Genomic DNA, 18,370 nt, shown 5'->3' with positions numbered 1-18,370 from the left:
GCACTATCGCTCATGAGGTTTCAGTTTAGGTTCCGCCGCAGGTTACATGGCGGGGCGGGTTATCATTAACGAATTTCTTAGTAATACCAAAAAAATGGCAGAGAAACGCAATATCTTTCTGGTTGGGCCGATGGGTGCCGGCAAAAGCACTATTGGCCGTCAGTTAGCTCAGCAGCTCAATATGGAATTCTTCGACTCCGATCAAGAAATTGAGCGACGTACCGGGGCTGATGTGGGCTGGGTATTTGATGTGGAAGGCGAGGAAGGCTTCCGCGAGCGCGAAGAGAAAGTCATTAATGAATTGACGGAAAAGCAGGGTATCGTGCTGGCAACGGGCGGTGGTTCGGTGAAATCACGCGAAACCCGCAATCGTCTGTCTGCACGTGGCGTGGTGGTGTATCTGGAAACCACGATTGAAAAACAGTTGGCCCGTACTCAACGAGATAAAAAACGTCCGTTGCTTCAGGTTGAAACCCCACCACGCGAAGTGCTGGAGGCATTGGCGAAAGAGCGTAATCCGCTGTATGAAGAAATCGCCGATGTTACAATTCGCACCGATGAACAAAGCGCCAAAGTCGTTGCCAACCAGATCATCAGTATGCTGGAAAACAACTGATTTTGTGTAATCTCCTGTATACCGCAGGTTTCTGACAGATCAATGGAACGCGCATGGAAAGAGTCACCGTAACCCTCGGGGAACGTAGTTACCCCATTACGATAGCTGCCGGTCTTTTCAATGATGCGGCTTCTTTTATGCCGCTGAAAGCGGGCGATCAGGCCATGCTGGTGACCAATGAAACGTTGGCTCCGCTGTATCTGGATGCGGTGCGTGATCGGTTGGAGAAAAGTGGTGTGCGGGTGGATCAGGTCATTTTGCCTGATGGTGAACAGTTCAAGTCTTTGGCTGTGCTGGAGCAGGTATTTTCCGCATTACTCGCTAAACCGCATGGCCGCGATACGACGTTGGTCGCGCTGGGCGGCGGCGTCATTGGCGATCTGACCGGATTTGCCGCGGCCTGTTATCAGCGCGGCGTGCGCTTTATTCAGGTTCCCACCACGTTGTTGTCTCAGGTTGATTCCTCTGTCGGCGGCAAAACGGCCGTCAATCATCCGCTTGGTAAAAACATGATTGGCGCGTTTTACCAGCCGGCTTCAGTGGTTGTCGATCTGGATTGTCTTAAGACGTTGCCGGCACGCGAGCTCTCTTCCGGTCTGGCTGAAGTGATCAAATACGGCATTATTCTCGACGGCGCCTTTTTCGAGTGGCTTGAAACGCATATCGATGAGGTTCGTAACCTGGAAAGCGCCGCGTTGGCCTACTGCATTCGCCGTTGTTGTGAACTGAAGGCGGAAGTGGTGGCGGCGGATGAACGTGAGTCCGGACTGCGCGCCTTGCTGAATTTAGGCCACACTTATGGACATGCCATTGAAGCGGAAATGGGGTATGGCAACTGGCTGCATGGCGAAGCCGTAGCCGCGGGTATGGTGATGGCGGCGCAGGCCGCACGCCGTCTCGGCCAGTTGAATGCTGACGATGTCGAGCGTATCAAAGCCCTGTTGCTGCGTGCCGGATTGCCTGTTACCGGGCCGCGCGAAATGGTTCCGCAAGCGTATCTGCCGCACATGATGCGGGATAAGAAGGTTCTGGCAGGAGAGCTACGTCTGGTTCTGCCTACGGCGATTGGTCAATCGGAAGTTCGTTCCGGCGTATCACACGAACTGGTGTTGGCATCGATAGCCGACTGCCTTCCCTAAATCCGCCATCGGCCGGCTGAATAGCCAGCAGGTGGCGTCGCAGTAGTTTACGTTTAAAATACAATGCCTTATGATTTAGTCTTTCGCAGTGTGAGATGTGCGCGGAAGCTAGCCTTTCAGTTGGAGGGTATAAATGGATGAGTTCAATCCGGAAGAAGAGCTGAAGCCGGATACCAGCGATAGACGCCCGGTGCGTCAGCAGAGACGCAGCAAAAGCTTCTCTGCCCCCAGTGTTTCGCTATCCAGACAACACACCATGATTGGTATTGGTATCGTCGTTCTGGTGCTGTTGATCATCGGCATAGGTTCTGCTTTGCAATCTCCCAGCCAGAATTCCTCTTCCGCATCGTCGCAATCGTCAGGCTCTGGTAAGAATATCGACCTGTCATCGTCTATGTCTTCCAGTCAGGAACAGGCCGCATCACCGGCAGCGTCTCCGCCGTCTTCTCCTGCACCGACGGGCAACCAGAACACGGGGGGAACCGGAGCGCCGCAGACGTTGAGCGGCCAACCTGTTTCCGGCACGCCTACGCAGGCGCCGTTGTCTGCGCAGAGCAACGGCCAGCAGCGTATTGAATTGCCGGGTAACATCACTGATGCGCTGTCTCAGCCTCAGCAGCAGGATCGGATTAACGCGTTTTCCGCCGGGTTACCGACCGAGCCGGCAACCGTGTTCTCGCCGACGGCTAAAGGCGCACGCACGCCGTCCGTAGAGAAGTCGCCTTCCCATGTGCAGGCAGAAAAACCGTCAGCGCCGGCATCCCATAAAACCGCCGCCGAGGCCAAAGAAGCGGCTAAACCTGCAACGAATACCCATCGGGCACCGACGACGGCAGTAACGCCTGCTCCGTCCAGTAAGCCGGTGACGGCGGTTAAACCGGCGACATCGACGGGAAGTCAGGGCAATGCGGCTATTCAGAGTGCGCCTGCCAGCCACTTCACTGTGCAACTCAGCAGTGCGTCCCGCGAAGACTCCCTCAAGACGTATGCGCGGGAACAGCGGCTGACGAATTACTGGGTATATGAAACGAAACGCGACGGGCGGCCCTGGTATGTTCTGGTGAATGGTGTTTACGCCTCGCCGGAAGATGCCAAGCGTGCTATTGCGTCCCTGCCTGCTGATGTTCAGGCGAAAAAACCATGGGTCAGGCCGATCCGTCAGGTGAAGCAGGACTTGACCAAGTAACACCAATTGGCCCTGATGTGCTGTCTTAACAGAGTACAATCCGTGGCTCTGAACTGTGTGAGTAACTAACGACGGCATGAAGAAAAACCGCGCGTTCTTAAAATGGGCCGGTGGGAAATATCCGCTGGTTGAGGAGATTCGCCGATATCTGCCAGCGGGAGAGCGATTAATCGAGCCTTTCGTGGGTGCGGGTTCGGTGTTTCTCAATACCGACTACGACAGCTATATTCTGGCTGATATCAACAGCGATCTGATTAATCTCTATAAAATCGTTAAAAACGAGACCGATGCTTTTATCAGCGATGCCCGCAAGCTGTTTATCGATGAGGTCAACACCTCGGATGTATTTTATCAGCTGAGAGACGAGTTCAACCTCTGTACCAATGACTATCGTCGGGCATTGTTGTTTCTGTATCTGAACCGGCATTGTTATAACGGTCTGTGCCGCTATAACATGCGGGGTGAGTTCAATGTGCCGTTCGGGCGCTATAAAAAGCCCTATTTTCCGGAAGAAGAGCTTTATTGGTTTGCGGAAAAGGCACAGAACGCGACGTTCGTTTGCGAGCATTATCAACAGACGCTGACCAACGCGACCTCGGGTTCGGTGGTGTATTGCGATCCGCCTTATGCGCCGTTGTCGGCGACGGCCAACTTTACGGCGTACCACACTAACAACTTTAACTATCAGGACCAGCAAAACCTGGCGCAACTGGCGCAACGGTTATCGTCGCAAAACCAGATCCCGGTGCTGATTTCCAATCATGATACGGTGCTGACTCGTGAATGGTATCGTGATGCGTCATCGTTGTATGTGGTCAAAGCGCGCCGTACCATCAGCCGCAATATTTCGGGCCGCAGTAAGGTGAATGAATTGCTGGCGTTGTATTGTCAGGCGACGCCCTGAGCGTGGTAACGCGCGATGGGCGGGGGAACCAGTGAAAAGGTATCCTGTGTTCCCCCGCGAACAGTGTGGTTCATGAATACTGTTGTTCGTAAACATATTGTTCCCCAACAGAGTGGCTGTACAGGCGTGCCGTCAATGGCCGAACCCGGCAGCAGAATGCAGACTTGATGGTTTGGAGAAACGCATGAAACCGTTTTTAATCGCCCCGTCTATTTTGTCGGCTGACTTTGCCCGTCTTGGTGAGGACACCGCGCGCGTGCTGGCTGCCGGGGCGGATGTCGTTCACTTTGATGTGATGGATAACCACTACGTTCCTAATCTGACGATTGGCCCGCTGGTGCTGAAATCCTTGCGCAACTACGGCATCACCGCGCCGGTGGATGTGCATCTGATGGTCAAACCGGTGGACAGACTGATACCTGATTTTGCCGAAGCGGGAGCCAGCTTCATTACGTTTCATCCCGAAGCATCCGAGCATGTCGACCGTACGTTGCAACTGATCAAGAGTCATGGTTGTAAAGCCGGACTGGTGTTTAACCCCGCGACATCGCTGAGTTATCTTGATTATGTGATGGATAAGCTGGACATCATTCTGCTGATGTCGGTGAATCCGGGCTTTGGCGGCCAGTCGTTTATTCCATCTACGCTGGATAAGCTACGTCAGGTGCGTCGGCGAATTGATGAAAGCGGCTATGACATCCGCCTTGAGGTGGATGGCGGCGTCAAAGTGGATAACATCGCCCAGATTGCGGCTGCCGGCGCCGACATGTTCGTGGCCGGTTCAGCAATTTTCGGCCAGCCGGATTATCGTGCGGTGATTGACAGTATGCGGCAGGAACTGAAGGCAGTGCGTCATGACTGATTTTGCTGCGATTCGTGGGTTGGCGTTTGATCTGGATGGTACGCTGGTCAACAGTGCGCCGGGGCTGGCTAAAGCCGTGGATATGGCATTAGGTGCGTTGTCGCTGCCCCATGCGGGCGAAGAGCGGGTATCGACCTGGATTGGCAACGGCGCCGATGTGCTGGTGGAACGTGCATTACGTTGGGCGGGGATGGAGCCGACGGACAGGCAGATTCAGGACGCCCGAACGCTGTTCGATAAGTATTATGCCCGCACGGTAGACAGCGGCAGTCTATTGTTCCCAGAGGTGCAGGACACACTGGCCGAACTGGCCGGACGCGGTTTTCGTATGGCGGTGGTCACCAATAAACCGACGCCGTTTGTCGCGCCGCTGCTGGATATGCTGGGGATTGGGCGCTATTTCTCGCTGATTTTGGGCGGCGATGACGTAACCGAGAAAAAACCGCATCCGGCACCGTTATATATGGTGCTGGGTAAGTTGGGTCTACGGGTGAACGAATTGCTGTTTGTCGGCGACTCGCGTAATGATATACAGGCAGCCCGCGCTGCCGGATGTCCTTGCGTCGGTATGACGTACGGTTATAACTACGGCGAGGCGATCGCCCTGAGTCACCCTGACGTGGTGTTGGATCGCTTTGCGGATTTATTGACCCTTGACGGGTTACCCTTTTTAAACGATCAGGAAGCATGACATGAGTAAGCCCATTGTATTTAGCGGCGCACAGCCGTCAGGCGAGTTGACCATTGGTAACTACATGGGTGCGTTACGTCAGTGGGTCAATATGCAGGATGATTTTCACTGCATCTATTGCATCGTCGATCAGCACGCGATCACCGTACGTCAGGATCCGCAGCAATTACGCAAGGCGACGCTGGATACGCTGGCGCTTTATCTGGCCTGTGGCATCGACCCGCAAAAGAGCACGATTTTCGTTCAGTCGCATGTGCCGGAACACGCACAGTTGAGCTGGCTGCTGAACTGCTACACCTATTTCGGCGAGCTGAGCCGCATGACCCAATTCAAGGACAAGTCCGCCCGTTATGAGGAAAACATCAACGCCGGGCTGTTCGACTATCCGGTCCTGATGGCGGCCGATATCCTGCTGTACCAAACCAATCAGGTGCCGGTGGGTGAAGATCAGAAACAGCATCTGGAACTCAGCCGGGATATCGCCCAGCGCTTCAACGCGATTTACGGCGACGTTTTCCGTGTGCCGGAGCCGTTTATTCCTAAATCCGGCGCACGGGTGATGTCCCTGCTGGAGCCCACCAAAAAGATGTCCAAGTCGGATGATAACCGTAATAACGTCATCGGGTTGCTGGAAGACACGAAATCGGTGGTGAAGAAGATCAAACGTGCGGTAACCGATTCCGACGAGCCGCCGGTGGTGCGCTATGATCAGCAAAACAAGGCGGGAGTTTCCAACCTGCTGGATATTCTCTCCGGGGTGACGGGGAAATCCATCCCCGACCTGGAGAAAGAGTTTGAAGGGCAGATGTATGGTCACCTGAAAGGCGCGGTAGCCGATGCCGTATCCGGTATGTTGAGCGAGTTGCAGGCGCGTTATCACCGCTTCCGTGATGATGAAGCGTTCTTGCAGCAGGTGATGCGCGATGGCGCGCAAAAAGCCAGCGCGCGTGCGCAGGAAACTCTGCGTAAGGTGTATGACGTGGTGGGATTTGTCGCACGTCCGTAACCTGATTTGCGTTCGTCGCCGTTCAGACAGCGCCGTCTCCATACCAGGGGCGGCGTTTTTTTATGGATGAATGGCGGGCGCATAACTGAAAAAAGAGTGTAAATAGGGCAAATGCCTAATCATAGGGCGGATAATTTTCACAAATGTTATAAATTGCCTAATGACCTCACAGCAGACTTCCTCAATAATCGATATAAATAAAACGCAATTTTATTAAATCAGCACCGTGTTTTTATTATTACTGCATACATAAAAGCCCGTGCTGGTAGGCGCTCCACCTTCAGGCAGGTAATCAACGTGAAAATTGAATCGATCGACGTCACCGTCTTCACTTATCCCACTCGCCGCGTTTCCGACAGCGCCGGGCATTCCCATCCGGGCGATGAGCATCAGGCCAGCATGGCGCTCCTGACTGTCAGCACCGATGACGGGCACAAAGGCTATGCGTTTGCGCCGCCGGAAGTGGTTCGTCCGTATGTGGTGAACAGTTTTTTCCGCAAGGTGCTGATTGGGCAGGATCCGTTTGATCGTGAACGCCTGTGGCAGGATCTGGTGCACTGGCAGCGCGGCAGCGCCAACCAGTTGACCGACCGGGCGCTGGCCATCATCGAGCAGGCATTGTGGGATCTGGCCGGGCGGGCGCTGAACGTGCCGGTGTATAAGCTGCTGGGCGGCTACCGCGACAAAGTGCCGGCCTACGGCAGCACCATGTGCGGCGACGAGCTGAAGGGCGGCCTGTCGACGCCGGAGGAGTACGGCCAGTTCGCCGAAAAACTGGTACAGCGTGGTTACAAGGCCATCAAGCTGCACACCTGGATGCCGCCGGTGTCGTTCGCGCCGAGCCCGCAAATGGACGTGAAAGCCTGTGCGGCGGTGCGCGAGGCGGTGGGGCCGGATATCTGCCTGATGCTGGACGGCTACCACTGGTACAGCCGCAGCGAGGCGCTGTACATCGGCCGTGAACTGCAAAAACTGAACTTCACCTGGTTCGAAGAGCCGATGGAAGAGCAGAGCATGGCGTCCTACAGCTGGCTGAACAAGAATCTGGACATCGATGTGATCGGGCCGGAAAGTCTGGGCGGGAAATACTTCAGCCGTGCCGACTGGGTGAAGGAAGGGGCCTGCGACATTCTGCGCGCCGGGGTGCAGGGCGTGGGCGGAATCACGCCGTGCCTGAAGGTGGCGCATCTGGCGGAAGCCTTCGGTATGGATTGCGAAATCCACGGCAACGGCGCGCCCAATCTGGCGGTGGTGGGGGCGATTAAAAACTGCCGCTGGTACGAGCGCGGCCTGCTGCATCCGTTCCTCAACTACGATGAGCCCGTCGCTTATCTGAATTCGCTGGTAGATCCAATGGACGAAGACGGTTTTGTACACCTGTCGCAGCGGCCCGGCCTGGGCGAGGACATCAATTTTGACTGGATTGAGGCGCATACGTTGAGCCAGCACTAATCAGGCTTGCGGTGTATCTTCCTTTTGACCGTTTTCCTTCCCCGGTCACGCAATATGGGTGCCGGGGAAGTCTGATCGTGACCATCGCATTGTCATTCAGGCGGGCAATAGAGCAAATAGTGCTCTTTTTTTCGCCGATGGGTGGTCGGGATCGCGTAAAAAAAGGTAAATGGGTAGCGCAGAAAGGGACGGCTATTTAAAATCGGTACGCTTTCTGTCGTTGGTCCTCAAAAGGAATTCTTCATGTCAAAACGTATACTGGCAGCGGTAGTCACTGTACTTTCTCTGACCGCCTTTTCACCGGCTTTTGCCGCTACTCCCACGTCCACCCATGTGCTGCTGACAACCTCTGCGGGCAACATCGAACTGGCTCTGGATGATCAAAAAGCGCCGGTTTCTGTGAAAAACTTTGTTGATTATGTCAACAGTGGTTTTTACAACGGCACTATCTTCCACCGGGTGATCCCTGGGTTCATGGTTCAGGGTGGCGGTTTCAGCAGTGATATGAAACAGAAACCGACTAATCCGCCTATCAAGAATGAAGCGGACAATGGCCTGCGTAACCTGCGTGGCACCATATCCATGGCACGCACCAGCGAAAAAGACAGCGCTACCAGCCAGTTCTTTATCAATGTTGCGGATAACGCTTTTCTGGATCATGGCCAGCGTGATTTTGGCTACGCCGTCTTCGGTAAAGTGGTAAAAGGCATGGAAGTGGCTGACAAGATTTCTCAGGTTCAGACAGAAAATGTTGGGCCGTACCAGAATGTGCCTTCTAAACCGATTGTGATTCAATCAGTGAAGATTATTAAGAAATAACCACCTGCTGACCCGACATGTCCTGATGAGAGGTTAACCTGTCCCTTTGCTGTTAAACGGCAAGGGGACTTTTCATTTCAATCGACGCTATGCGTCCGCTTGCGCCTTTCTTTCCCCGGTTATTGCACCTGTATCGGCCAATCAAATAGGCTATGCCAGCCACGGGCGCGTGACTGGCATTTTCAATGGCAGAGAGTACCGGAGTAATTTATTCCAGCTCTTTAGCCATTTGCTGCAACCAGGCATCCACATTCGTGCTCGGGATCGTCAGCGCGCGTTTGGTGGCTGCGGCGGTCGGATACCCTCCCACTTCGCTCTGGCTGTTGACGAATGTGCCGCTGCGTTTCTGGAAGTCGTTAACGATGCGTTTATCCACCGTGTCGCGGTCTTTCGGACGAGCGCCGGCATGTTGTGTCACCTGATTGGCTACCGACGAGGCGCTGATCGCAGTCAACCCGGTGGGCCACACCGGCGCCGATTTCAGCAGGTTAATGCCCGTGCCGGAGGTTTGCGCCACGGCTTTGCCTGCTTTGTCGAAGGCCAGGTTATCGCTCATCCAGACATCGCCGCCGGTGGTATTGCTGCCAACCAGCGACAAGTCAGACTTGGTGTTGGCGCCGTGATACATCACGTTGCCGGCGATTGCTACTTTGGCGTTAACCGGCAGGGAACGACCTTCCCATTCGCTCTGAATTGCGCCAATACGAACGCCCCAAATACCTGGGTTGTAGATCAGGTTGTTGACGACAACGCCGGTGGTCGCGCCCTTGAACCACGGGTTACGCTCGTTGTTGTGGGCATACAGGTTGCCGATGATTGCCGCGTTGGTCACGTTATCGTGGACCAGCGTGCCCATCGAGTGAATGCCTTTAGAGTGGCTGGAGTCGTACAGACCTTCTGCAATGATGTTGTTGGAGAAGGTGACGTTATGCGCGGTGCCGGACTGGCCGTCGTAACGCGGGCCGGAAACCGACAGGTTTTCATCGGTGCCCCAGGCAAAGCTGCAGTGGTCCACTACCACGTTGTAGGCGTTCGGCCCGGTGAGCGACACGTCTTTTTCAAAGCCGCTCTTCTTGGCGTGGCCGTTATCGCCGATGCGGAAACGGATATGTTGCATCAGTACGTCATGGGTGGTGATCGACATACCGCCCTTAACCAGGGTGATGCCGGGCGATGGCGCTGTTTGCCCGGCAATGGTGACGTAGGGTTCGGCGAGCCGGATGTCTTGCTCGTTAAGATCAATAATACCGCCCACTTCAAACACGATAATACGCGGGCCTTTGGTAGCCAATGCTTCGCGCAGCGAGCCGGCGCCGCTGGATGCCAGAGTGGTGACGCGAATAACTTTGCCGCCGCTGCCGGCTACCGTCTCGGTGCCGAATCCTTTCAGGTCAGGGGCAGCAGTACTGGCGGCCTGAGCGGTCAGGACGCTGGTACTGAATAACAATGTGAATAACAGGGTGTGTTTCATCATGGCTTGATCCCTATGCCGGGGGGCTTGTCCTGCCTGATGGCGAGGCGTTGCTAAATAAAAAAACGGGCGAGTAAAGAGAACTCTCTCGCCCAGAATAAATCCTGCAATAACCGCCCGGCAGAGCCGGGCGGAGGGCGTTCCAGACATCAGCGATGCTGACGGGAACTGATTATTTACACGCTGAGCTGGCCAGCGTGGCCAGGTTTTTGCCTACACCGGCGTAGTTGGCCAGTTTGTCTTTCACGCACTGTGCGCTCACCGGGCTGTAGCTATAAGGCACGGCCGGGTAGGTGCCAGTGGAGGTCCAGGTGTCAGCATTGCGGTACTCTTTCGCATCCGGCGTCCAGGTAATTTTGTAGGTGGCGAAATCAGCCGGTTTGGTGATGTTGTTGCCTTTCAGTACCCAGGTGCCGAAGTTGCTGCCGTCATAGCGGGAAGTGATCGGGTTCACCGCGTTTTCGAACCAGTTGTTTTCGATCAGCGCCTTGCCGTTCTGGCGGACGTTCAGGCCGGAACTGGTGAGACCGGTGTACAGGTTGTTATACGCGTGGACATTACCACCGCGCTGCAACGGCAGACGCGCATTGACGTCGCTGTAGATGTTGTGGTGATAGGTGATGTTGCGTTCAGCCGTGTCGGAGGAACTGAAACCAGACAGGCCGACTTTCTTCACGCCGTGGATGTAGTTGTAAGAGATGGTGACGTAAGTCGCGCCTTTTTTGATATCGAACGCGGATTCGAAGGTGGTGTCGCCATCTTTAGTACCGTCGCACTCGTGGTTAGCGGCAAACAATTCGTTATGATCCAGCCAGACGTTCGGCGAGTTGTCGATACGGAACATGTCGCCGTCCTGAGCCCCGCCCGGCAGGTAGCCGATACGCATGTTGCGTACCACGACGTCGGAAGAGTTGACGATCCAGATACCGAAGTTAGCGGAAGAACCGTTGGCACCGATAATGGTGATACCTTTGGTGAAGTCTTTAATTTCCACAGCGCGGGCATCTTTGCTCCACTGGCCGCAGATATTCGCCGCTGCCGCGTTGATCAGCGAATCTTCGTTACCGGTATAGGTAATCACCAGCGGATAAGCCCCGCCTTTCACCTTCTTACCTTTGGCATCGACTTTTGCGGCTTCAATGATATTGATGATGTCCTGCATTGAGCTGGCTGTTTTCTTCACCGAACCGGAGACGTCACCACCGTCCGTTTTGGTATAACCGCCGGTATCCGCGGCCAGGCTGTATTGACTGAAGGCCAACAGCAGGCCGGCGGCAATCGGAGTAATGAGTGATTTCATGAGTCGTGTTCCTGTTTTTTAAAAATATGAGGTGGGCATTTATCGTTCCACATGCCCTTACTTATGGTTGGTGCGGTAGGGGTATTCCCGCCATGTTTCCTGTTAGTCGCATGAATCACGTCGGGTATAGATAAGTAAAACCGGATCACACGCATCAACCTGTGCTCAGTTTTAGCTCAAAAAGGACACATTTCAATAGTTGGAACGCCGGTTCATTATTAGTATCTATTATGTTTTTTCGAATTATGACAGGCGTCACTTTTTGTGGACGGAGTTCCGACCTGTCGCTTATAACCGTTAATAATTAAAAAGCTATTGATTATTAAATTTGTCTGAAAAGCGACGTCAGGCTCGCGCATCTTGCCGGGTTCTCAGTGGGTCGGTAGCAAAAAAAGAGCGGGCATTGAGCCCGCTCGAGGGTGGGATAACCCGGTGAGTCAGGCTGTGCGCCTGCCTCTGCGTGAGATTATTTACAGGCTGCGCTGGTCAGCGTGGCCAGATTTTTACCCACGCCGGCATAGCCAGGCAGTTTGTCCTTCACGCATTGTGCGCTGACCGGGCTGTAGTTGTAGGCCACGGTCGGGAAGGTGCCGGTGGAGGTCCAACTGTCGGCATTCACATAAGGCTTGGTGTCGGCCGTCCAGGTGATGCTGTAGGTAGAGAAGTCGGCCGGTTTGGTGATGTTGTTGCCCTTCAGCACCCAGGTACCGAAGTTTTTGCCGTCATAACGGGAGGTGACCGGGTTTATCGCCTTCTCGAACCAGTTGTTTTCGATCAGTGCCTGGCCGTTCTGGCGCACGTTCAGGCCGGAACCGGTGATGTTGGTGTACAGGTTGTTGTAAGCGTGAACCAGACCACCACGTTGCAACGGCAGACGGGCGTTAACGTCGTTGTAGTAGTTATGGTGATAGGTAATATTGCGGCCGGTATCACTGCTGCTGGAACCATCCAAACCTACTTTTTTCACACCGTGGATGTAGTTGTAGGAGACGGTGACGGTGTTCGACGCGCCCTTGATATCAACGGCGGATTCAAAGGTGGTGTCGTTGTCCGGCGTGCCGTCGCACTCATGGTTGGCGGCGAACAATTCGTTATGGTCAACCCAGACATTCGGCGAATCGTCGACGCGGATCATGTCGCCATCTTTAGCGCCGCCCGGCAGGTAACCGATACGCATGTTCTGTACCACCACATCGGAGGATTTCTTAATCCAGATGCCGAAGTTGGCGGAAGAACCGTTGGCGCCAATGATGGTGATGCCTTTGGTGAACTCTTTGATTTCTACGCCACGCGGGTCTTTGCTCCACTGGCCGCAGATATTGGCGGCAGCGGCGTTGATCAACGAGTCTTCGTTACCGGTATAGGTGATTACCAGCGGATAGGCGCCGCCTTTCACTTTTTTGCCGTTGGCATCCAGACGTGCGGCGTCGATGATATTGACGATATCCTGCATCGAGGTTGCGGTCTTGCTGACGGCACCCGTCACGTTGCCCCCCGCGGTAGCGGCGTAGCCGCCGGTATCGGTAGCGGCCAGCAAAGGTTGGCTGAGCGCCAGTAACAGTCCAGCGGTAATTGGGGTAATGAGTGATTTCATAGCCAGTATTCCTTTTCTCTAAACCATAAATATGTTGTGGGCATGAGTTATTCCCTGCGCCCGTAGTGGGTGTTGACCGGGATGCATGGGTAAGGCTTGCCAATCCATTCCGGTAACCCACGTCAGTCTTAGTGTAAAAATCAAACAATTCAATAATTGAAATGCCATTTCATTATCCGGATCGAATAGATTTTCTAATAGTTTTGAGCGAGCTCACGCTAACGGATTCCGCTAATGACACTGGATGAAACTGTTTAGTAAATCTTCATGGTTTTGGTTTGGTATGAATTGTGAAGCCGCTCACTGGCATGACGATGTGCCCATGATGGGGAATGTGCGGTGCGTGCTTTCCTTTCTCTCCCGCATTTCGCCGTATTTCCACGCTGAATAGCCGCGCTCGTTAATCGAGTGATTCCCTACCCTGCTGTTATCACTGAAATGAGCAGAGGGTGAAGATATGCAACCGGTTGATGAGCTGACGATTTTGGCCGAAGGGCTGCACGATGTGGTACGAAGGCGAATCTTGCGCACTTATATCGCACACATGGAGGAACAACGGCGGCATTTTGCCGGTTTTCAAACCAATCAGCAGGGGGAGTTCGACGCCGGGCTGCGCCCGCTGCTGGGGATGAACCTGTTAAACCTGGGAGACAGCATGGAACCCGGCGCTTATCAGGTGAACAGCAAGCGTTTTGAACGAGCGGTGCTGGATTATTACGCCAGGTTGTGGCGCCTGCCGTCGCCATACTGGGGATACCTGACGGCGATGGGGTCGACCGAAGGCAATCTGTTTGCGCTGTGGAATGCGCGCGATTTTCTGTGCGGAGCGCCCACTACGCAGTGGCCGGCCGCCGCAGGCGCACGCTACGCGCCGGTGGTACTGTATTCCGAACGCAGCCACTATTCGCTGGCCAAGGCGTGCCGGGTATTGCAATTAGCAACCCCCGCCGAGGCGGGCCCCTCGCTGGGGCGTTGCCCGATCAACGCTGGAGTATGGCCGCGGGCGTTGCCTTGCGATGACGCCGGTCGTGTGGATGTGGGGAGTTTGCTGCAATTGGCGACGTTTTTTTATCGCTACCGACGGCCGGTGGTTATTTGCCTCACCAGTGGGACCACGTTTAGCGGCGCCTGTGACGACTGGCGGCAGATTACGGCGCAATTACAGCGGCGATTGCCGCCGAATACGCCGCAACAACGTAGCTATTGGCTGCATGTCGATGGTGCGCTGTCGTCCAACTATCTGCCGTTTTGGCCCGAACCGGAAGGGCGCCGACTGGCGATTGATGCACAGGCGGCATCGCTGCATTCCATTTGCGCCAGTCCGTATAAATGGCTGAGTATGCCGTGGCCGTGCGGCGTGGTGATGCTGTCCGAGCCTTACCGTACGGTAGCGCTCAACCGGCCGACTTATATCGGCAGCGGGGATGCCACCTTATCCGGCTCGCGTCCCGGTTTGTCTGCGGTGGTGTTGTGGAACCAACTGTGCCGCCTCGGCGAGCAGGGGCAGCAGGACATGATCCGCCGCTGTCACGAGATACAGCGTTACGCTTACCAGCGGCTCCGCTATCTGTTTGAGCGGCTTGACCCCGAACGGGAGCGATTGTTTCTGCAACCGCTACTCAGCGGTTCGCTGATAGTGCAGTTCAGCGCGCCGCATCAATCGATTATCGATCGTTTCTCATTATCCAGCGACCAACTGATGGTGCAGGGAAAGCCCATGCTTTTCTGCCATCTGGTGGTGTTGCCGCATTGCCATCGAGCGCTGGTGGATAACCTGTTGTGGACGCTTGCGCAGCCCGGCGCTTTTCCCACAGAGAAGGAGGCGTGATATGCGAATACTGTGGATATTGCTCGGGCTTGGCGGGTTGCTGTGTGCGATGCAGACGTGGGCGGCAGGAGGAGATAATACTGCCGACGTCCGGCCGGTCGATGTGAGCGTGAGTATTTTCATCAATAAGATCTACGGCGTGAACACGCTGGAACAGACCTATAAAGTCGATGGGTATATCGTCGCGCAATGGACCGGTAAACCGCGTAAAACACCCGGCGATAAGCCTTTGATTATTGAAAATAACCAGATCGAGCGCTGGATCACCGGCGGTCTATGGGTTCCGGCGCTGGAGTTCATCAACGTGGTCGGCAGCCCGGACACCGGTAATAAACGCCTGATGCTGTTTCCCGATGGGCGGGTTATCTATAACGCCCGCTTTCTGGGAGCGTTCAGCAATGACATGGATTTTCGGCTGTTCCCGTTTGATCATCAACAGTTCGTATTGGAACTGGAGCCTTTTTCCTATAACAACCAGCAGTTGCGGTTCAGCAGCATCCAGGTCTACACCGAGAATATTGATAACGAAGAGATCGATGAATGGTGGGTCCGCGGTAAAGCGTCAACCCACATTAGCGATATCCGTTACGACCATCTGAGCAGTGTACAGCCCAACCAGAATGAGTTTTCCCGCATTACGGTGCAGATAGACGCGGTGCGTAATCCGTCGTACTACCTGTGGAGTTTCATTCTGCCGCTGGGGCTGATTATCGCCGCTTCCTGGAGTGTGTTCTGGCTGGAGTCGTTCTCCGAGCGGTTGCAAACCTCTTTTACGTTGATGTTAACGGTGGTGGCCTACGCGTTTTACACCAGCAACATTCTGCCGCGCCTGCCTTACACCACCGTCATAGACCAGATGATTATCGCCGGGTATGGCAGCATTTTCGCTGCGATTCTACTGATTATCTTTGCACATCATCGCCGGGCGAGCGGGCTGGAAGACGAGCGGTTGATACGTCGTTGCCGCCTGGCTTTCCCGCTCGGATTTCTGACGATTGGCGGCTGGCTGATTATACGGGGGCTCACGCTATGAACGCTTCACCTTCACGCACGGCGCTGGCAGAAGCGCTGTTCGCCAGCCTGATTTTTATCGGATTGCTGGGATTCTCGACTTACATGGTCTACCACAAGTCCATCAACGCGCTGGAGCAGGAAATCAAAATCGGGTTGCTGTCGAACGTGCGATCAGCGGCGACCACGCTGTCCGGCGACGACCATCAAAACATCACGGCGCGTACCGGGCGAGATGACCCGGTTTACCAGCAGCTTGCGGTGCAACTGGAGCGTATTCGTCAGGCATCGCAGGACGTGCGCTACATCTATACCACGGTGCTGGATCAGGACAAGGTGCGGTTCGTCGTCAATCCCAGTCCACAGAATGATAACGATGGCGACGGCCTACCGGACCTGCCTCCGGCATTAATGCAAGTCTATGACAATGCGCCGTCGGAGCTGGTTGATGCCTTGCGCGAGCACAAAACCGGCGTGTCGGTACAGCCCTATCGGGATGAATGGGGGGTTTTTATCAGCGCTTATGCGCCTTTTTACGATCGGCAAGGCGTATTTCGCGGCATCCTGGCGATGGATCTGGAGTTATCGAGCTTTTATCAGCGGCTGGAAGCGCTCAATCAGGTATTTCGTAAGGCCATTATTACTATTCTGTTTCTCGGTTTAGTCGTGGGGCTGGCGGTATGGTGGATGCGGCGCAGCAGCCAGCAGGTGCGTATGCAACTGACCAGCCGCGAACAGGCTTATTACGCGTTGTTGCAAGCCACATCGCCTTTGCAACTGGAACGCTTGTATGACTGGGCGCTACCGCTGCTGTTTCTGCGCGGCGGCACGCATACCCGGCCGCCGACGGGGATGATGCTCACCATCGTTGACCCGGCGGCGGAAAAGGATGACGCGTTGCAGGCAAACCTGGGCGAATGGTGGCAAAACGCCGCGCCATCATTGCTGCCTTGCCCGGATTCCACGTTGACGATCACGTCGCACGAGGTACTGGAGGCCCACTTCTCACCGGAGTATCACCACCGCTTCTGGTTGCAGAGCTTCCAACTGTGGCGGCAACTGGCACAACAACCGCTGATGATTGAGGTCAGCCTGAAGGAAGAAGGGCTGCTGTACTGGATGCTGGAGGTCCGCCTGACGCAAAGCGGCAACCCGAACAGTGTGGCGGATGAAGACCCGGACTGGTGGCTGCGCTTCCTGCACTGGCAGGCGGAAGCGGTATCCGCGCAGGTGACGGTCCGCCAGGTGGAGAAAGGACAGTTGTGGCTGAGCTGGCGGGTGCAGAAATATCCGGAGGCGCAATGATGCGGCGTTTATTACCGATCTTATTGATCATGCAGACCTTTTTGATCCAGTTAGTCTCCGGTATCAATTACGTCACCATCCCGGTGTTGATGAATTTGCAGGGTCACAACAATTTGTGGATTGGCGTCGCCATGGCCTGCGAAATCATTGGGGTGTTGCTGTTTCACCAACGACTCAGCCGGATCATTCAATGGATCGGGCTGACGTGGTCGACGCTGCTGCTGGTCTTGTTACGCTCGGCTCTCTGTATCAGCATGGCGTGGCAGCAATTTTATCCCGGCTGGCTGGTCAGCATTCTGGGGTATGGCCTGTGTACCGGGATGCAGTTGATCCTGTTGCAGACCTGGCTTAATCAATTGCCGTTACGGCGGCGCGGCGTGGTCATGGGGTTGTTTTCCGCGGCGCTATCGCTGGGGGTGGCGTTGGGGCCGGTGTTGTTGCAACTGACGCAGGTGTCGATGACGCAACGGTTCTGGTTGACCGCGTTGCTGAGCCTGAGCGCGCTGCTGCTGGTGTGGATTGCCCACATCAATCCGCAGTCGGGAACGGTATCCGCGGTGCGCTTTCGTTTTGTCTGCCGTCATGCCCGTGCCATTTTGGTGTCTGCGCTGGTTGGCGGCGTCAGTTTTTATGGTTTACCCAACTTTCTGACGTTGTATGGCATCAGCGACGGATTGACGGACGAGCGGGCATCGCTGCTGATGACCATGTTCATGCTGGGCAGCGTCACGCTTGGGATGGCGGTCAGCTTGCTATCGGACTGGGTGAACCGGCAGTGGATCGTCGCGTTCTGTATTTTCTGCTCAGTAGTGTGCGCGGTGTTTCTGGCGCTGGCGGTGTATGCCGATTACGGCGCTACGTTGGTGCTGCTGTATATCTGGGGCGGTAGCATGGGGGGTGTTTACAGCATCGGGTTGTCGTTGATTGGCGATCGTTTCCCCCCACAGCAGCAGATGTCCGCCAACATGAGCTACACCATGATGGATTCCCTTGGCGGCATTGCCGGTTTGATTGGCATCGGTTTCATGATGGACCGCATGGGGCCGGAAGGCATGACCATGGTGCTGGTGGTGGTCGGTTGTGCGTTCCTGTGTTATCTGGTGTGGGAATTGGTTGAGCACCAAACACCGTTTCAATAAACGCGGCTTCTCAATGCCGCCGCCTGATGAGAGCCGCCTGAGGCCCG

Annotated in this window: 16 protein-coding genes; 13 read left to right on the top strand and 3 right to left on the bottom strand. The window is 55.0% G+C overall.

Annotated features, from left to right (window positions below; all coding sequences use genetic code 11):
* Positions 1-94 precede the first annotated feature (94 nt).
* From aroK to ppiA, 9 genes are all read left to right on the top strand, one after another.
* Positions 95-616 (top strand): shikimate kinase AroK, encoded by a 522-nt coding sequence (gene aroK, locus FDP13_RS10435; protein WP_027710718.1) that lies wholly within the window; start codon positions 95-97, stop codon positions 614-616.
* Positions 617-669: 53 nt separating this feature from the next.
* A complete protein-coding gene (gene aroB / locus FDP13_RS10430; RefSeq protein ID WP_033575497.1) occupies positions 670-1,755 on the top strand; it encodes a 3-dehydroquinate synthase in 1,086 nt (361 codons plus the stop codon).
* A 133-nt stretch (positions 1,756-1,888) separates the two neighbouring features.
* Positions 1,889-2,941, top strand: coding sequence for an SPOR domain-containing protein (locus tag FDP13_RS10425; RefSeq protein WP_143839399.1), 1,053 nt, complete (start codon positions 1,889-1,891; stop codon positions 2,939-2,941).
* A 76-nt stretch (positions 2,942-3,017) separates the two neighbouring features.
* Positions 3,018-3,845 (top strand): adenine-specific DNA-methyltransferase, encoded by an 828-nt coding sequence (gene dam, locus FDP13_RS10420; protein ID WP_012768044.1) that lies wholly within the window; start codon positions 3,018-3,020, stop codon positions 3,843-3,845.
* Between the two features lie 184 nt (positions 3,846-4,029).
* Positions 4,030-4,707 (top strand): ribulose-phosphate 3-epimerase, encoded by a 678-nt coding sequence (gene rpe, locus FDP13_RS10415; RefSeq protein ID WP_012768045.1) that lies wholly within the window; start codon positions 4,030-4,032, stop codon positions 4,705-4,707.
* Positions 4,700-5,398, top strand: coding sequence for a phosphoglycolate phosphatase (locus FDP13_RS10410; protein ID WP_012768046.1), 699 nt, complete (start codon positions 4,700-4,702; stop codon positions 5,396-5,398). Before rpe ends, FDP13_RS10410 begins: the two co-directional genes overlap by 8 nt.
* Position 5,399: 1 nt before the next feature.
* The gene (gene trpS, locus FDP13_RS10405) at positions 5,400-6,404 is read left to right on the top strand and encodes a tryptophan--tRNA ligase (protein WP_012768047.1); all 1,005 of its coding nucleotides are present in this window, start codon (positions 5,400-5,402) and stop codon (positions 6,402-6,404) included.
* Between the two features lie 297 nt (positions 6,405-6,701).
* Entirely contained in the window at positions 6,702-7,856 is a 1,155-nt protein-coding gene (locus FDP13_RS10400; protein ID WP_143839397.1) for a mandelate racemase family protein, read from the top strand.
* 243 nt (positions 7,857-8,099) lie between these two features.
* Positions 8,100-8,675 (top strand): peptidylprolyl isomerase A, encoded by a 576-nt coding sequence (ppiA, locus tag FDP13_RS10395; protein WP_033577034.1) that lies wholly within the window; start codon positions 8,100-8,102, stop codon positions 8,673-8,675.
* A gap of 208 nt (positions 8,676-8,883) precedes the next feature.
* Here the strand turns inward: ppiA and pelZ are convergent, their stop codons facing one another.
* From pelZ to pelC, 3 genes are all read right to left on the bottom strand, one after another.
* Positions 8,884-10,146 (bottom strand): pectate lyase PelZ, encoded by a 1,263-nt coding sequence (gene pelZ, locus FDP13_RS10390; protein ID WP_143839457.1) that lies wholly within the window; start codon positions 10,144-10,146, stop codon positions 8,884-8,886.
* Positions 10,147-10,318: 172 nt separating this feature from the next.
* Positions 10,319-11,446 (bottom strand): pectate lyase PelB, encoded by a 1,128-nt coding sequence (gene pelB / locus FDP13_RS10385; RefSeq protein WP_143839396.1) that lies wholly within the window; start codon positions 11,444-11,446, stop codon positions 10,319-10,321.
* Between the two features lie 466 nt (positions 11,447-11,912).
* Positions 11,913-13,040, bottom strand: a complete 1,128-nt coding sequence (gene pelC / locus FDP13_RS10380) for a pectate lyase PelC (protein ID WP_012768052.1) — start codon at positions 13,038-13,040, stop codon at positions 11,913-11,915.
* A 457-nt stretch (positions 13,041-13,497) separates the two neighbouring features.
* Here pelC and FDP13_RS10375 point away from each other — a divergent pair, with 457 nt between their 5' ends.
* From FDP13_RS10375 to FDP13_RS10360, 4 genes are read left to right on the top strand one after another with little or no spacing between them, the layout of a single operon-like run.
* Positions 13,498-14,868 (top strand): pyridoxal-dependent decarboxylase, encoded by a 1,371-nt coding sequence (locus tag FDP13_RS10375; protein WP_143839395.1) that lies wholly within the window; start codon positions 13,498-13,500, stop codon positions 14,866-14,868.
* 1 nt (position 14,869) lies between these two features.
* A complete protein-coding gene (locus FDP13_RS10370; RefSeq protein ID WP_143839394.1) occupies positions 14,870-15,901 on the top strand; it encodes a gamma-aminobutyric-acid receptor subunit beta in 1,032 nt (343 codons plus the stop codon).
* The gene (locus tag FDP13_RS10365) at positions 15,898-17,184 is read left to right on the top strand and encodes a PDC sensor domain-containing protein (protein ID WP_143839393.1); all 1,287 of its coding nucleotides are present in this window, start codon (positions 15,898-15,900) and stop codon (positions 17,182-17,184) included. The genes FDP13_RS10370 and FDP13_RS10365 overlap by 4 nt, the downstream gene beginning before the upstream one ends.
* A complete protein-coding gene (locus tag FDP13_RS10360; protein ID WP_027710731.1) occupies positions 17,181-18,323 on the top strand; it encodes an MFS transporter in 1,143 nt (380 codons plus the stop codon). The genes FDP13_RS10365 and FDP13_RS10360 overlap by 4 nt, the downstream gene beginning before the upstream one ends.
* The last annotated feature ends 47 nt before the right edge of the window (positions 18,324-18,370 follow it).

The organism is Dickeya sp. ws52 (assembly GCF_007210685.1).
GTDB classification, from domain to species: Bacteria; Pseudomonadota; Gammaproteobacteria; order Enterobacterales; family Enterobacteriaceae; genus Dickeya; species Dickeya chrysanthemi.
Note: the sequence above shows the minus strand (reverse complement) of the source record. Positions and strands in the feature narration are given on the sequence as shown.

Bases quoted from the DNA above. Each gene is read 5' to 3' on its own strand.
- ppiA (WP_033577034.1), top strand. From the start codon at position 8,100: ATGTCAAAACGTATACTGGCAGCGGTAGTCACTGTACTTTCTCTGACC.
- FDP13_RS10410 (WP_012768046.1), top strand. From the start codon at position 4,700: ATGACTGATTTTGCTGCGATTCGTGGGTTGGCGTTTGATCTGGATGGT.
- FDP13_RS10425 (WP_143839399.1), top strand. From the start codon at position 1,889: ATGGATGAGTTCAATCCGGAAGAAGAGCTGAAGCCGGATACCAGCGAT.
- dam (WP_012768044.1), top strand. From the start codon at position 3,018: ATGAAGAAAAACCGCGCGTTCTTAAAATGGGCCGGTGGGAAATATCCG.
- FDP13_RS10375 (WP_143839395.1), top strand. From the start codon at position 13,498: ATGCAACCGGTTGATGAGCTGACGATTTTGGCCGAAGGGCTGCACGAT.
- trpS (WP_012768047.1), top strand. From the start codon at position 5,400: ATGAGTAAGCCCATTGTATTTAGCGGCGCACAGCCGTCAGGCGAGTTG.
- rpe (WP_012768045.1), top strand. From the start codon at position 4,030: ATGAAACCGTTTTTAATCGCCCCGTCTATTTTGTCGGCTGACTTTGCC.
- aroB (WP_033575497.1), top strand. From the start codon at position 670: ATGGAAAGAGTCACCGTAACCCTCGGGGAACGTAGTTACCCCATTACG.
- pelZ (WP_143839457.1), bottom strand. From the start codon at position 10,146: ATGAAACACACCCTGTTATTCACATTGTTATTCAGTACCAGCGTCCTG.
- FDP13_RS10365 (WP_143839393.1), top strand. From the start codon at position 15,898: ATGAACGCTTCACCTTCACGCACGGCGCTGGCAGAAGCGCTGTTCGCC.
- FDP13_RS10370 (WP_143839394.1), top strand. From the start codon at position 14,870: ATGCGAATACTGTGGATATTGCTCGGGCTTGGCGGGTTGCTGTGTGCG.
- pelB (WP_143839396.1), bottom strand. From the start codon at position 11,446: ATGAAATCACTCATTACTCCGATTGCCGCCGGCCTGCTGTTGGCCTTC.
- FDP13_RS10360 (WP_027710731.1), top strand. From the start codon at position 17,181: ATGATGCGGCGTTTATTACCGATCTTATTGATCATGCAGACCTTTTTG.
- pelC (WP_012768052.1), bottom strand. From the start codon at position 13,040: ATGAAATCACTCATTACCCCAATTACCGCTGGACTGTTACTGGCGCTC.
- aroK (WP_027710718.1), top strand. From the start codon at position 95: ATGGCAGAGAAACGCAATATCTTTCTGGTTGGGCCGATGGGTGCCGGC.